The sequence below is a fragment of the Methanobrevibacter wolinii SH genome, from assembly GCF_000621965.1.
GTDB classification, from domain to species: Archaea; Methanobacteriota; Methanobacteria; order Methanobacteriales; family Methanobacteriaceae; genus Methanarmilla; species Methanarmilla wolinii.
Genome location: NZ_JHWX01000013.1, coordinates 37,959 through 54,133 on the forward strand (window position 1 = coordinate 37,959; position 16,175 = coordinate 54,133).

The following is a 16,175-nucleotide window of genomic DNA, read 5'->3' on the forward strand; positions in this document are numbered from 1 at the left end:
TAATTATAGTATGTAAAAATTAATTTAAGTTTTAAATACTAATATATTTTTATATATTTTTATTATTAAATTAGAATCGTGATGATAATTAATATGACAGATAATAATTCTTATAATAATGATTTTAACTTAGCAAACAATTTATTTGAAAATAAACAATATGATAAGGCTATAAATATTTATTATAATTTATTAATTAATGATTATAATAAAATAAAAGTTATCCCTTATATTGTTAATTCATATATTGCTTTAGATGATTTTGATTCTTGTATTGAAATTTTTAATAAATATTTATCTGATTCAAATCTTAATGAGAATACAATAATTTTAAATAACTGTTTAGATTTACTTAAAAATTTAGATATTGATGATTATCAGTTTAATTTAAATTCTGCTAAAATTTTTATTCAATTTAAAAAATTGGATAATGCAATGATTTGCCTTAATAATATTTTAGAAAAGTATCCTAATGATACTATTAGTTCTAAATTAAAAGCTATTTTATTATATGATCAAAATAAGTTTGATGAATCTTTAAATATATTAAATAATATTTTAAATAATAATCCTAATGATTATCTTGCTCTTCAATATAAAGGATATATTCTTTTAAATAATGGAAATGTAAATGAAGGTATTGATGTTTTTAAAAAAGTTTTATCTATATATAATAAAGATTATAATATTTGGAGACAAGTTTATTTCGCATATGCATATACTGGAGATTTAAAAAAATCATTAGAAGTAAATAAGAAATCATTAAAGATTTTTCCAGATAATTATATTTTATGGTATGATAGATTTCAATTATTTGAAAGTATTAATGATTATTTATCTGCTTATGATGCTTTAGAAAAAGTTAAAAAATTAAAACCTGAATTTTTTAATGATTAATTTGGATTTTTTCTTGAATATTTTAGATTTTTTCTCTTAAATATTTATATTATATTTAATAGTTAACTTTATGAGTTTTTTATGGGAATTTTGCTTGTATTATATTTTAGATTAGTATGAAGAACTATTACAATATAAGGCCACTGCATAACTCATTTTGCTTGTATTATATTATAGATTAGTAGTTAATTTTGTGAGTTTTTTATGGGAATTTAAGTGTATTATATTATTAATAAATAGTATATGAAATTTAAATGTATTACATCTAATTAAATAAGTAATATTCTGAATCATTTATAAAAATTTAATTATTAGTTTTAATAAATATTTAATTAATTGAAATATTCTAAGAGGATATTATTATAAAGTATTCGTTTTATTAAATCTTAAATAGTTTAATATTTTTTTATTTATTAACTTAATCATGGAATTTTTTTATGTCAAGTTTTGATAAGGATTTTGAAAAAGCAAATATATTATATAATAATGAAGAATATGATGCAGCTTTGGAAATTTATAATAACTTATATCATAATAATTTTGATGAATCAAAAATATTACCACGTATGATCTATTCATATCTTTCTAAAGGTGATTTTAATGAGCTTGTAAAATATTTTGAAAGATTTACTGAATTACAACTTGATGATGAAGAAATTGATAAATTTTTAAATACTTCTTTTAAAATATTTGATTCATTAGGTTTAACTGATTTTAGTTTATATATTAATAAAGCACAATTTTTAATTAAATTTGAAAGATTTGACGAATCATTAATCTATTTAAATAAATCATTAAAATTAAGACCTAAAGATATTCTAGCTTTAAATTTAAAAGCTTTTGTTTTATATAATATTTGTGATTATGAGAATTCTCTTAAATTTTTTAATAAAACAATTAGATTAGATAATTTAAATTATGATGCATGGAAATTTAAAGCTCAAATATTATATGTGTTAAATGAAGATGAAAAATCAATGAAAGCATTCCAGAAAACTCTTTCAATTGATAATTCTGATTTACTTATTTGGAGAGAATTTATTTCTTCATGTATATTTTCAGGACATCTTAAAAAAGCAGTAACTGAGGTTAATAAAGCATTAAAATTATTCCCATCAAATTTAGATTTACTTCTTGATAAATTTGATTTATACATGTTTAAGGATAATTCCAAACAAGCAAAAAGGGTTGCAGATGAAATTGCAGAAAAATATCCTGATATTGTTGATGATTACTTAAATAAGAAAAACGATTTATTAAATGATGATTTAATTAGTTTTATTGTTGAAGATAAACCTTATCATAATAATGATTATATTCTTGAAAATGATTTTATTGATGATAAAAAAGTGGATGAAGAAGATTTTGATGAAGAAGATTTTGAGAAATTCTTCCTTAATCTATTTGAAAATGCATCAATATTTACAGGTAAAAAAAATAAACTTAATTTTAATTTAAATGATATATTAAATCTATTTTTATTTACAGATTCAGATGTTAATACTTATAAAAAAGATTTATTATTAAATAAACTTTCTGTTAAAGATAATTTTAAATTAGTAAATAAGAATGGTAAGGATATTGAAGATTATGTATTATTTTATGAAACTAATTTAAGGAATTTAGAAAATAAAGCATTAAATGATGAAAGTTTATATGATGAGTATAAAGATGAATTTCTTTTTAAAACAATCTTTGATAGTTATAATAAAAAGTATGGAAATGATGTAGTAACTAATATTATACTTAAAGCTAATTTATTATTTACTTATAAGAAATATATTAATGTATTTGGATATTTAACTGAAGCTGATAAATTATTACCTAAAAATATTAATGTCTTACTTTTAAAATCAGGGGATTTATTATTTTTAGAAGAATATGAAGATGCTTTAAAGTATGCAAATATGGCTTTAGTACTTGATAAATTTAATTTCATAGGATGGGTATTTAAAGCATATTCTCATCTTTATTTAAAAGATATTTTTAATACATTACAATCATTTAATGTAGCATTAACTCTCAATAAGATGGATAAAAATCTTTGGAGATTATATGAATTAACTTTAATGTCAATAGGTAGTTATAATTTAGGATTAAATATTAATAAACAAGCTTTAACTATATTTCCAGATGATACTGATTTTTGGAGTGATAGATTGTTTATGCTTTCTGAAATTAAAGATACTGAATCTGAAGATTATATAAAATCATTAGAATATGGTAAAAATTCAAAATTTTTTAATGAGGATATTATTTTAGAAGATTATATTGATATGGATTATTTAGTTAATCTTATTGATTCATTATTCATTAAATTTGAGGTTTTATAATAATTAATTTTTAATTATTTTTTTTATATGTAAAATTTATTATTATAGATTTTACTTTAATTTTTTAGTTGAAAAACTATTTATAAAAATTTAAAGAATATTAATACTCTAAATTAACTTTAAATAGTTAATTCTAGGAATTATAAATATTTCAACATTTTTTTATTTTTAATTCTTTTTAGGTTTTTTTTGCTGTTTGTTTTTTATTTTTTTAGTTGTTTGTTGGTTTTTTGCAGTTTGTTTTTTATCTAAGTGTATGATTTTTTTTAATGTTTTGTTTTTTTATTTTGTTTAGGTGTAAGTTTTTTATTTTTAACTAATTTTCTAATTTTATTTAATTATTGCTATTTTAATTAAGTATAAAACTTATTAAGTAATTTAATAATTTTTCTAATTAGAATTTTTATTTAAGAATAAACTATTAAGTATTTATTTAATTAATTATAAAAATTAAAAATTATACTTTCAATAAGTTAAGGGTAAGAATATTATGGCAGAATTTAAAGAAGATTTAGAAAAAGCTTTTAAATATTTTTCTGATTGTAATTTTTCAAAGGCATTAAATATTTATTTAAGATTATATAATAAGGATTCTAATAATTTAACAATTATAAATAATATTGTATCAACTTATATAAAATTAGGAGATTATAATCAAGCAATTAAATTTGCAGATATTTATATTGATTTAAATGATAAAAATGTTAATGTTTTATTTTCTAAAGTTATTGGATTAATAAATCTTAAAAGATATGAAGAAGCATTAACTGTAATTGATAGGCTTATAAAATTAAATCCAAAAGATCTAAAAGGATATGTGTTAAATATAAAATTTTAAATATCTTAAATAAAGATGATGAAAAAACTAAATTATTTAGAAATCTTAAAAATTATGATTCACGTACTTTTGCTCGTTTAATTATTTCACTTGGATTTTTAAAAGAGCAAGGTGATGATATTACATTAAAAGATTTTGATAATATGGCAGAAGCTAAAATTAAAACAAAATCTAAAGAGATAGTTGAAGATTTTTCATTTTTATATGAAGATATTGTAAATCCCTTTGTAGAATATAGGCAGAATCTATTTAAATCTTTACTTGGTAATCTTGTAGGGGAAAATAAAGATCTATTAAAATTATTTTCATTTATTGATGAAGGAAATTATGAAACTGCACTTAGTTATGTAGATGATTTACTTAATAAAGATTTAAATAACTTAGATTCAATTGATGATGAAAATCTTCTTGATTTAGATTCTGATTTAGATAATCAAAATATCTCTATGACTGTTGAAGAAGAAGTAAAAATAAGTATTAATAAAGATTTAATTACTGATGATAATAAAAATTTATTAATATTTAAATCTGTAATTTTATTTAATTTAAATGATGAAAAAGATGCACTTGATTTAATTAATAATTTACTAGATATTGATAGGAAATCATTTGAAATATGGTCAATAAGAGCAATTATACAATCTAGTTTAGGTAATTATAATAATGCATCAAGATCATTTAAGAAAGCATTAAAGATTGATGATGGAAACACTGATTTATGGATCTTATATGTTTACTCATTATTATTAAATGGTAATCTTGATAAAGCATTAAAAGAAAATGAAAATGCTTTAGAAGCAGTACCAGATAATGAAGAATTTAATGATAATTTAAATAATATATTAAATAATTATGAAATGAATAATTAATTTGTATTTTTCATAATAATTATAATATTTAACTTTTTAATTTTAATTAGATTTAATTAAGTTAAATTTTTAAATATAATAGGATTTCTTGAATTTTTTAAATTTAGGATATGATCTATTTTAAACTTAAATATAAATGTTTTTACATGAATTTTAATTAAAATGTATTTTTAATTATATCATTTTAATATTTTATTTTATTAGTATATTTTTAATAAAACTCTTAAGTTTATTAATTTTATTGACTAATATAATATTAATATAATTTTTTACATATACTTAAAAAAGGGTATTTTTATGGAAAATTTTAAAGAAACTTATACTCATGCAAATCTTTTATACAATATAGGAAAAGTGGACAAGGCTTTGAATTTATATATTAAACTTTTTAATGAAGATTCAACTAGGGTAGATATTCTTAAAAAAATTTTATGGATTACTTTTGATAAGCATGATTTTGATAATGCAGATAAATATATTGATTTATATTTAGATAAATATCCTCATGATTTAGATGTTCTTTCTGCTAAAGTATGTGTATTATTTAATAATAAAAATTTTCATGAAGCATTAACAATATGTAATAAAATGATTGAAATAGATAGTAATTCAACTATTGCATATTCATTTAAATTATCTATTCTTGAGGTTCTTAAAAGAAATACTGAAAGAATGGAAATTATAGATTTTCTTAAAAAAGATAAACCTGAAATATATAAAGAAATCAATTATTCTGATGATAATTTAAATAAAGAAACATCTGTAGATGAATTATATAAAGAACTTGAAAATCAAAAAGCTTCTTCACGTTTTAGAAATTTCTTTGATGATGTATATTATAAATTAACTAATGATATGGATGATTTAACATTATATGATTACTTAATTTATGATAATAAAGAAGATAATAATAAAGAATTTAATACTTTATTTTCAAAAGCTAAAGAATATTTTGATAATGAAGATTATTCTAAATCATTAGATTATATTAAATGGAGTCTTGAATTTTACCCAAATAATATAGAAGCCTTAATATTTAAATCAATAGTTCTTCTTAAAACATATCAATATGAACAAGTATTAAATACTGTTGATTTGATATTAGAACTTGATAAAAAAAATATTCCTGCATTAACTATTAAAGGTCTTGTAAATATTGATCTTGAAAAATATGATGAAGCAGAGATTTCTTTTAAAACTGCTTTAGATTTAGATTTAGATAATGTAAATCTTTGGAGAACTTATTATATGTCTCTTGCATTAAATAAAAAAATCATCAAGGCTTTTGAACTTAATAATGATGCCATATCAAGATTTCCTAAAAATAAAGAATTATATAAAGATAGAAAACATTTTATTGATGAATATGATTTAGATGGTGGTAAAAAACCAATTAATCACATTAAAAATGAAGATTATAAAGTTGTAGAAAATACTGTTAATTCTACTTTAGATGATTTCTTTAGGTAGTTCTTTTAATATTACTTATTTTTTAATTTTTTAGCTATTTCTTAGATATTATATATTTTAATACTATTTTGTTTTTTTATTTTAATTTTAAGTATTTTTTAGTAAATATTTTATATAATAAATATTAAAATTATTTATATATTATAGTAATTTTAAAATAATTTGGAGTTTTATATTTATGTCTAATTTAGATAATATTTTTAATAAAGTATCTTCAAAAAAATCTAAAAAAGAGGATACTCAATTGACTTTTGATACTAATTTAGATGCTAATTCTCCTGTTGATGGTATAGATTCTGGTTTTGGTGAGGATGTTAATTCTCCTGTTGATGGTATAGATTCTGGTTTTGGTGAGGATGTTAATTCTCCTGTTGATGGTATGGATTCTGATGTTAATTCTTCAAATTATAATAATTCTATAAATTCTTGTTCTAATAATTCTATTAATGAAGATTTTATAATTGATTCTACTGAATCTGAATTTAATTTAAAAGATATTAAACTTAAAAACAAAATAAATAATATTTTCGCTGAATTAAACAATGAAATTGATGATAATTTTGAGTTAAATATTGAAAAAGCAAAAGTACTTGCAGATATTGAAGAGTATAATGAAGCTATTAAATTTTTAGATTTAGCATTAGATATTAAGGAAGATATTAAAGTATTATATATTAAAGCAAAATATTTACATGAATTAAAGGATGATAAAGAATCTTTATTGATAATTAATAAAATCCTTGAATTAGATAATAATTGTTTTGATGCATTAAAATTAAAAGTAATTATATTATGTAATCTTAAAGAATATGGTTTAGCAGATTCTACATTTAATAAAGCAATTTCTGTTAATCCTGAAGATTATGAAATTTGGCAACAATATGCAGATATATTTGATTCATTAAATAATCAGGAAAAAGCATTGAAAATTAATGATTTAGCTCTTAAACGATTTCCTAATGAATTAGATTTATTATATGATAGACGTTATTATTTAATTAATGGAGGATATGATGAATCCATTATTGATAAATTAAACACTAATATAAATAATCTTGAATCTACTGCAGAAGATCCTAATTATTCTTCTGGTGTAATTAATATAGAAGAAGCAGAATTAGAATTAGAACCTGAAAATAAGGTGGGTTCTAAAGGATATGAAGATAATGATAGTGAAGTTTCTGATGATAATGATATATATGACTTAGATTTGGAAAATAAACATTATGATGATGAAGAAAATACTGTTGATTTAGATTATGATAAAGACTTTGAGGCTATTGAAGAAGATGAATTTAAAAAGAAACCTAATAAAACAAAAGAATTAACATTAGATAACTTTTTCTAATAATTCAATATTTTATATTCTAAATTATTGCTTTTTTTTATTGTTTTAATTATATTGTATTTTTCTTAATTTTTTTAGTAGATTTTTATTTAAATTACTTGTTGAATTTTTTTTATTTTCTTTCATGTTTTTTAGAATTTTTATTAAGTTGCTTTTTGAAAACTATTATAAAAATTGAATCTGTTGAAATCTTATTTTTTATAAAAATTTAAACAGTATTTAATGTATGAAAATCAATTTTAAGAAAGTTTATTCTAAAAATTTTAAGGATTTCCACAATGCCTAAAAATTTAAATAACAATTTAAAATCAAATTTATGAAAGTTAATTTTAAAAATAATAGAATTTCAACAAAGCTTTAAATATAAAATAATTATTTATTTAAATTTATTTAATTAAACATAAAATATTCATTGTTCTTTTTTTTAAATTATTTACTTTTATTATAATTTTTAGTCATGAATAATATCAATAAGTTTATTTATATGAAATATTAATATTAAATAAAGTTTTATTTATGTAAAAATTTTTAAATTTATATAAGATATTAAAATTTTTAATTATCATTAAAATAAAAATTAATTTTATAATTATATTGATTAAATGTGAGGAAGTTAAATGGTTGATTTTGAAGAAAAATTTAAAGAAGCAAATTCTCATTATGAAAATCATGAATTAGATGAAGCTTTAGAACTATATGAAGAATTATTTGATAATGATTATAAAAAAGATGAAATTATTCCTGCAATGATTGACTTATATCTTGCAAAAGATGATTTTACTAAAGCAGATAAATATGTTGATCTTATGATTGAAAAAGATCCTAATGATTTAAGTGCATTAAGTATTAAATCATTTATTTTAACAAGTTCTAATAAGTTAGATGAAGCTTTAGATTATGCTGAAAAAATTATTGATATTGATCCTAATGTTGAGGAAGGTTATCTTCTTAAAATTTCTATTTTACATCTTCAACATAAACAAGATGAAATTGAAGAATTTGTTGATGATTTATTTGAAAATAATCCAGAAGTATTAGATGGTATTGAAGATTTAACTGGTTTAAAAGGTGAAGATTTAAAAACAGGTATTGTTCCTGAATTTGATGAAGATGCAGATGTTTGTGGACCAGATTGTGATCATGATCATGATAATCATAATGATTTAGATGAATTAAGTGATGAACAAATTGATGAATTATTAAAAGATTTATATAAACAAATTGATGAAGAAGTTGAAACAGAAGTTGAAAGATATTTATATAAAGCAAATGGTGCATTAAGATTCCAAAAATTTGATGAAGCTTTAGATTTAATTGATGAGGTATTAAAAATTGAGAATGATAATTTAGATGCATTATTATTAAAATCTACAATATTATTTAATCAAGCTAAATATGATGAAGCATTAAATACTATTAATTCTGTAATTAAAAATTATCCTGATAATGTAGATGCAATAACATTTAAAGGATTTATATATCTTAATTTAGCTGATTTTAAAAATGCTGAATTAACATTTAAAGATGCACTTGATTTAAATGATGATGATTCTGATTTATGGAGACAATATTCATTTGCAGTTGCATCTTCTGGAGATATTAATCGTGCAATAGGTATAAATCAAAAATCTCTTAAAAAGTTCCCAGAAAATTCTAATTTATGGTTTGATAGATACATGTTTTTAACACAAGTTGATTCATTAAATAAAGCAAATGATGCTTTAGAAAAATGTAGAGAATTAAATCCTAATCAATTAGATTATGAAGGTAATCCTGTATTTAATGATGTTGATTCTAAAAAAGACAGTATTGGGGAATCTACTGATTTAGAAAGTGATGAATTATCTAGAGAAGATGAAGATGTCACTGAACTTGATTTTAATGACTTAAATCCAGAAGATATTGAGTTATCTCCTGAAGAAGAAAGATTATTTAATTTATTATCTAAAGAAGGTTATGATTCTCAATCTGCAACTGAATTGGTTTTAGGTTCTTATCAAGAAGCATTAGCTGCTCATCCAGAACTTAAAGATGATGAAAAATTATTTAAAATAGTTGTAGATTTAGTTGAGGAGAAGATTAATAATAATTAATTTTCTTAATTATATTTTTTTATAGAATATTCTTTTGAAGAGAAAATTTATAATAATTGTTTTTTTTTAATTATATTTTTTTATAGAATATTCTTTTGAAGAGAAAATTTATAATAATTGTTTTTTTTTAATTATATTTTTTTATAAGATATTTTTTATTTTTTAATCAATTTGGTGGTTTTAAGCAGTAGTATTAAAAAATATATTAAAGTAAAATTAGATAAAAAACTTTAAAAATTATTTAAAGTTTAAATTTTATTTTTTTTTTTAAAAACGTATTTCTATTTTTTTAGATTTAAAGTAGATATAATGATTATAAAACTATTTTTTGTTTAAATTTTATTTAATAACTTCAATTTTTCTAAATTTATTTATTTTCAAGTTTTAAGTAAATTATATATTAAATTATATATAACTTTAATGGGATTATAGATTTTAGTTCATTTTTTATAAACTATTTTGCATTGTTCGAATAAAAAATTTTATATATTTTTATTAACATACTGTTCATTGTCAATCTATGTTATATTCATATATATAATATAAATTGATGTGTTTGGGGGTTATATTATTAAAGAAATTAATAGGAAATTAATATTATTTTTTTCATGTTTTTTAATAATATTATTTATAAGTTCAGTTAGTGCAGTAGATAGTAATTCTACAGATTCACTAGATAATCAAGATTTATCTGTTTTTCAGGATAACGATGATTTATATATTTCTGAAAACAGTATAAATACTTCGAATAATAAAAATCAAGTATCTATCTTGAAAAGTTCGGGTCATAAATCTTTTACAGATTTACAGAATTTAATTGATTCTAATAAGAATGGAACAATTGATTTAAATTCTGATTATATTTATAATGATAATGATAATAAGAATGGTATTTTAATTATTAATAAATCTATTATTATTAATGGAAATAACCATATTATTAATGCAAATAATCATTATATTGTTTTTAATGTATCTTTATCTACAGTTAAATTAAATAATATACATTTAACTAATGGTTATGAAGATAAGAATACTATTGAGGGATTAGTGGAAATTAATAAGTCTAATGCTACTTTCATAAATTCAAGTTTTTCAAATACTAAAGGAAGAATTTTTTATTCATATAACTCAAATTTTACTTTAAATAAATGTAAGGTTATAAATATTTCTCAAGCTTATCTTGATAATCTAAATAACCAATTTAGTTGTTTAGCATTATTCTCTTCACATTCTAATATTTCAATTAATAATACATTATTTAAAGATATTGGTGAAGGAATATATTCTGGTTCAATCTTTAGTAATTATGATAATTTTACTATAGATAATTCTAACTTTACTAATTCAAGTTCTATTGATAAAGGTGGAGCGTTGTATATAATAGCTGGTGATGCAGTTATCTCTAATTGTAATTTTGATAATTGTAGTTCTAGAAAAGGTGGAGGAGCTATTATTACAAATAAAGAAAGAAATATAATTATTAAAAATTCTAGATTTAATAATAATTATTTAAATTCTGATTCTCCTAGGTATTCTTTTGTTGGAAAAGGAGGAGCTTGTGATTTTGGTGATTCTAATGTTACAGTTATGGATTCAAAATTTAATAATAACTCCGCTAATCTTGGAGGCGCAATCTTTTTTGAAAATAAAAATGTATATAATAATAATGTTTTAAATATTAAAGATTGCGATTTTAATAATAATAATGCTATTTATGGCGGATCTATTTATTGTTTGTATAATTATTTAACAAATGTAAATAATTCCAAATTTAATAATGGCATTTCTTACTTTGGTGGAGCTATTACTTGTGCTGGAGGTAATTTAACTGTAAATAACAGTGAATTTAAAAATGGTAAATCTAAATTTGGTGGTGCAATAGTTACAGATAAAAATTTAACAATAGCAAACTCTAAATTTAGTAATAATCATGCTAATGTTGGTAATGATATTGCAAGGTTTAATTCAACTTTTAATTTAATAAATACAAGTGCTAATATTTATACATTTGATAATTTATTACATACTACAGGAGATAATTATAGAAATGTTTCTATAAACGATACATCTAATGGTTTTTGTTCTGAAGCTGTTATTCATCAGCCTCATAATGGACAAGAATATTTTGTATATGATACTAGTATTTTTTATAATAAGTTAAACAATAAACCAATTAGTGAATACCTTAAAATATTATTATATAAATATTATTTTAAATCTAATTTAACAGCTTTTGAACTTCAAAAAGTCGTCTGGGCATTTTCTGAGTATCAATATGAGAATATTGATATATATAGAGATATTATTGTAAATGATAAAATTAAGCAAGTCGTTAAAGATGTTATTGGAATTTATAATGGTGGATTTAGAGTTCCTGATTATGGTGCTACAGATATCCTTGATAATGGTTCTGTAAGAGTCTATCAATTTGCTAGTTTATTTTCTCCATTTTCTCAGAATTTGTTAGATTTTAAATTTACTTATATTGATAATGTTTTACCCGATTTTAATGTAGAAAAACTAGCATTAAATAAAACCGTTGAACTTAATAATCAAGCTAGTTTCAATATTGTTGTTAGAAATAATGGAACTATAATGTTAAATAATATAGCTATATTTGAAAACAATTATGACGGTCTTGTATATGACAGTTGGAAACCTATAAATGGTGTTTGGATTTTTAATGGTGATGATGATAAACATTCATGGTTATTAAAAAATTTAGGTATTAATCAAACTGCAATTATTGAAGTTACTTTTAATACTACAAAAATTGGTAACTTTACTAATGTTGTATTTGTAAAATCTAATGAAACCACTAATAAAACAGCAAATTCTTCTATTGAAGTTGTAAAACCAAAACATCATAATAATGAAACTGTTAATAATACAAATAGTTCTAATAATAAAACTATTAATAATAATGGTTCTAATAATAAGACTATTAATTATAAAAATAATACAAGAACAATTTCAAATTCAGTTTATAATTTTACTAATAATAAAGGAGCGGCTATTGCTAAAGCAGTTGGTACTCCTGCAACAGGTAATCCAATAAGTATTATATTATTAGCATTAATATTACTTGGTTTAATTTCAATTAAACATAAAAAATAATATTAAAAAATTTCATATTTAAATTTTTATTTTATTTGAAAAAATTATATTTATAATTAAAATATATTAATATTAAAATTATATTATTTAATTTTTTTAATTTTTTTATTTTTTTTTTAATAATAAATTTCTATTTTTTTAGAATATTTCTATATAAATCTTTATTTTTGATTGTAATGATTATTTTTTATTTAGAGATTTTAGAAGATTAAACTTTTAACTTATTTTAGTTTTAGGATATAGTCATGTTTTAATAGCTTATATTTTTTATAATTTTATTTTTTATTTTTTATTTTAATTTAGTTTTTTTACTAAAATTTTAATTATAATAATATTCAAAATATTTTTTATGAAATATGATATTGCAATAATTGGTGGAGGACCTAGTGGAATTTTAGCAGGAATTAAAGCAGCTAATTATAATCCTAATATTAATGTTCTTATTATAGAAAAAAATAGTAAATTAGGTAAGAAATTAAGTATTACTGGTCAAGGACGTTGTAATATTACAAATAATTCACCAATTCGTGAAACACTTAAAAAATATAGTAAAAAAGATAGTAAATTTATTAAACATGCTTTTTATTCATTTAAAAACAATGAACTTCTAGATATTTTTAGAAATAAGGGACTTGAATTTAAAGTTGAAGATAATAATCGCGTTTTTCCAATTACTAATAATGCAGAATCTGTTATTAATATTTTAAATGAATATATTTTAGATTTAAATATAGATCTTAAATTAAATAATGAAGTTTTAGATGTTTTAAATAATGATGATGAATTTTTAATAAAAACAGATAAAAATGATTATATTTCTAAAAAATTAATTATTTCTACTGGTGGAATAACTTATCCATATACTGGTTCTACTGGTGATGGTTATAAATTTGCTAAGACTTTAGGTCATTCTATAGAAACAATTAAACCAGGTTTATTTCCATTTATTGTAAATGATTCAAATTTAACTTCTCTTAGTGGATTAAGTTTTAAAAATATAAAAACTTCATTCAAATATGATAATAAAACTATTGAAGAAAAAGGAGATTTACTTATTTCTAATAATGGTATTACTGGGCCAGCTATAATTAATATAAGTAGGGAATTTATAAAATTAGAAGATTATGATTTATTATTTAATAAAAAAAATTTTAAAAAAGAAACAATATTCATTGATTTTATTCCTAGTTTAAATAGAGAAGAAATTAAAAAAGACTTTATTAAAAATTCAAAAACAAAAAAAGAGGTTCATAATTATCTTAGAAAATATTTACCAAATAAATTTACCTTTTACTTCTTAAATAAACTTAATATAAATTTAAATACTAAAATGAATAATCTTAATAAATCAAATCGTAATAAAATTATTGAAAATCTTAAAAATTTTCCAATTGAAGTTGATGGTATTATTGATAAAGCAGGATTTGTTACTGTAGGTGGAATATCTTTAAATGAAATTAATCCAAAAACTATGGAATCTAATATAATCCCAGGACTTTATTTTGCTGGAGAGATTTTAGATATTTGCGGTCCTACTGGAGGATATAACTTACAAATAGCATTTACAACAGGTAGTTTAGCTGGAGAATCTGCAAGTAAATCAATTAAATAATTTTATTAAAAACTTAAATTTTTAATTTAAAAATAGATGTTTTTTAGGTTTTAGTTTTTATGGTATTTTTAGTTTAAAGATAAATGTTTTTAAAAGATTTAATTTTTAAATAATCATGCTTTCACAGATTATTATAAAATTAGTTTAAATTTTATTGATTTGATATTTATTTAAAATTAGTAATTTTTAATTTTTTTGATGTTTTATTGTATATTTAAAAATTAAAATATAGATAATGAATTTTAATCATCATCTATTTTTACACCCATTTTACCTGCCATTCTACCAAGTAAGAGAGTTACAACTACTGCAATAACAGTTACTGCTATAGCATAGAAAAGCATACCATTAAGTTCACTTCCTGCAGGCATGAAAGTTTGTATTAATTTAGAAATAGCACTGTTCCATGCTAAACCTGCAACTAATGCAAATGCGGTAGTTATTAATGTAATCATTGTTTTTATAACTTCTTTTCCTACATCAGACATTATTTTTTCTCCTTATTTTTTTTAAAGTAATTGAAAATAGTTTTTAATATACTTAATCTATTTTATGAAATATTAATATTCATTTTAAAAATAGTTCATTTAATATTAAAAACTTATAACTACTTGTTTATTTGTTTTGTTTTTTATTATATATATACTATATTTTTAAAATCTATAATTAAACATAGTATTTTTATATATTATTATTTTAAAATTCTTTAGTTTATCTTTTAAAATAAGAAAATTTAACTTTAAATAAAAGTAACATTAATTATTGAATAAATATAAAGTATATATTATAAAAATTTAAATTATTATTTAGTCTTGTTGAAATCTTGGAATGAAATTTAATTTTTAAATTAAAAATAATGGTTTAAAAACTTAAATTTTTAAGTAAAACTTTTTTCAACATAATTTATTATTTAGTATTTAAATAAAGATGTGATAAAAATGTTTATGGGAGCATCTACAGAGCAAGGAATGGATATTGCAACAAAAAGTAGGGAAATTATTCGTTCACTTATAGGTGATGATACAAAGGATATGACTCCTGCTGAAAGAGATATTGTTGAACGTGTAGTTCACTCAACTGCAGACCCAGAATATAGTAAAATTATATCAATAAGTCCAAATTTTGTTGATATAAGTATTAAAGCACTTAAGAATAATGAAGATATACTTACAGATATTAATATGGTTAAAGTAGGTATTACTCAATATGATGGTAATGTTTATTCTTATATTAAAGATGATAATGTAAGAGAATATGCAAAAAATAAACAAATTACAAGAGCTGCTGCTGCAATAGAATATGCTGCTAAAGAAGACTTTGAAGGAATAATTGTAATTGGAAATGCACCAACATCTCTTTTTAAATCAATTGAACTTGTAGAAAATGGAGAATTAAATGCAAAATCAATTGTTGGAGTTCCTGTAGGTTTTGTAAAAGCTGCAGATTCAAAAGAAGCTCTTTCAAAAACAAACATTCCTCATGTGATTACTCGTGGTCCTAAAGGAGGAACACCTGTTGCTGTAGCATGTGTTAATAGTTTAATTTCAACTATGAAAAATGAAAATTATTATCAAATTAAAGATTAAATTTTTATA

The 16,175-nt window shown here is 19.9% G+C and carries 11 protein-coding genes; 10 read left to right on the forward strand and 1 reads right to left on the reverse strand.

Translation table 11 applies throughout. From position 1 onward, the window contains the following. Positions 1–93: 93 nt before the first annotated feature. The 9 genes from T523_RS01385 (at position 94) to T523_RS01425 (ending at position 14,580) form a co-directional block, all read left to right on the forward strand. Positions 94–897 (forward strand): tetratricopeptide repeat protein, encoded by an 804-nt coding sequence (locus tag T523_RS01385; protein WP_042707106.1) that lies wholly within the window; start codon positions 94–96, stop codon positions 895–897. 437 nt (positions 898–1,334) lie between these two features. Then, on the forward strand, positions 1,335–3,230 hold the full coding sequence (locus T523_RS01390; RefSeq protein ID WP_042707107.1) for a tetratricopeptide repeat protein: 1,896 nt from the start codon (positions 1,335–1,337) through the stop codon (positions 3,228–3,230). A gap of 490 nt (positions 3,231–3,720) precedes the next feature. Beyond that, complete coding sequence (locus tag T523_RS01395; RefSeq protein ID WP_042707108.1) at positions 3,721–4,068, forward strand: tetratricopeptide repeat protein; 348 nt, start codon at positions 3,721–3,723, stop codon at positions 4,066–4,068. Between the two features lie 143 nt (positions 4,069–4,211). Beyond that, the gene (locus T523_RS01400; protein ID WP_042707109.1) at positions 4,212–4,937 is read left to right on the forward strand and encodes a tetratricopeptide repeat protein; all 726 of its coding nucleotides are present in this window, start codon (positions 4,212–4,214) and stop codon (positions 4,935–4,937) included. A 297-nt stretch (positions 4,938–5,234) separates the two neighbouring features. Beyond that, positions 5,235–6,407, forward strand: a complete 1,173-nt coding sequence (locus T523_RS01405; protein ID WP_042707110.1) for a tetratricopeptide repeat protein — start codon at positions 5,235–5,237, stop codon at positions 6,405–6,407. A 178-nt stretch (positions 6,408–6,585) separates the two neighbouring features. Next, entirely contained in the window at positions 6,586–7,755 is a 1,170-nt protein-coding gene (locus tag T523_RS01410) for a tetratricopeptide repeat protein (protein WP_042707112.1), read from the forward strand. Between the two features lie 617 nt (positions 7,756–8,372). Beyond that, positions 8,373–9,848, forward strand: coding sequence for a tetratricopeptide repeat protein (locus T523_RS01415; protein ID WP_042707114.1), 1,476 nt, complete (start codon positions 8,373–8,375; stop codon positions 9,846–9,848). Positions 9,849–10,400: 552 nt separating this feature from the next. Beyond that, the gene (locus T523_RS01420; protein WP_042707115.1) at positions 10,401–12,968 is read left to right on the forward strand and encodes a DUF11 domain-containing protein; all 2,568 of its coding nucleotides are present in this window, start codon (positions 10,401–10,403) and stop codon (positions 12,966–12,968) included. Positions 12,969–13,317: 349 nt separating this feature from the next. Then, positions 13,318–14,580 (forward strand): BaiN/RdsA family NAD(P)/FAD-dependent oxidoreductase, encoded by a 1,263-nt coding sequence (locus T523_RS01425; protein WP_042707116.1) that lies wholly within the window; start codon positions 13,318–13,320, stop codon positions 14,578–14,580. A 242-nt stretch (positions 14,581–14,822) separates the two neighbouring features. Here T523_RS01425 and T523_RS01430 read toward each other — a convergent pair whose 3' ends face one another. Next, complete coding sequence (locus T523_RS01430; RefSeq protein WP_042707117.1) at positions 14,823–15,068, reverse strand: DUF5654 family protein; 246 nt, start codon at positions 15,066–15,068, stop codon at positions 14,823–14,825. A 450-nt stretch (positions 15,069–15,518) separates the two neighbouring features. On the opposite strand from T523_RS01430, the gene T523_RS01435 reads away from it, so the two are divergent. Next, positions 15,519–16,166 (forward strand): cobalt-precorrin-8 methylmutase, encoded by a 648-nt coding sequence (locus tag T523_RS01435; protein WP_394296269.1) that lies wholly within the window; start codon positions 15,519–15,521, stop codon positions 16,164–16,166. Positions 16,167–16,175: the final 9 nt, after the last annotated feature.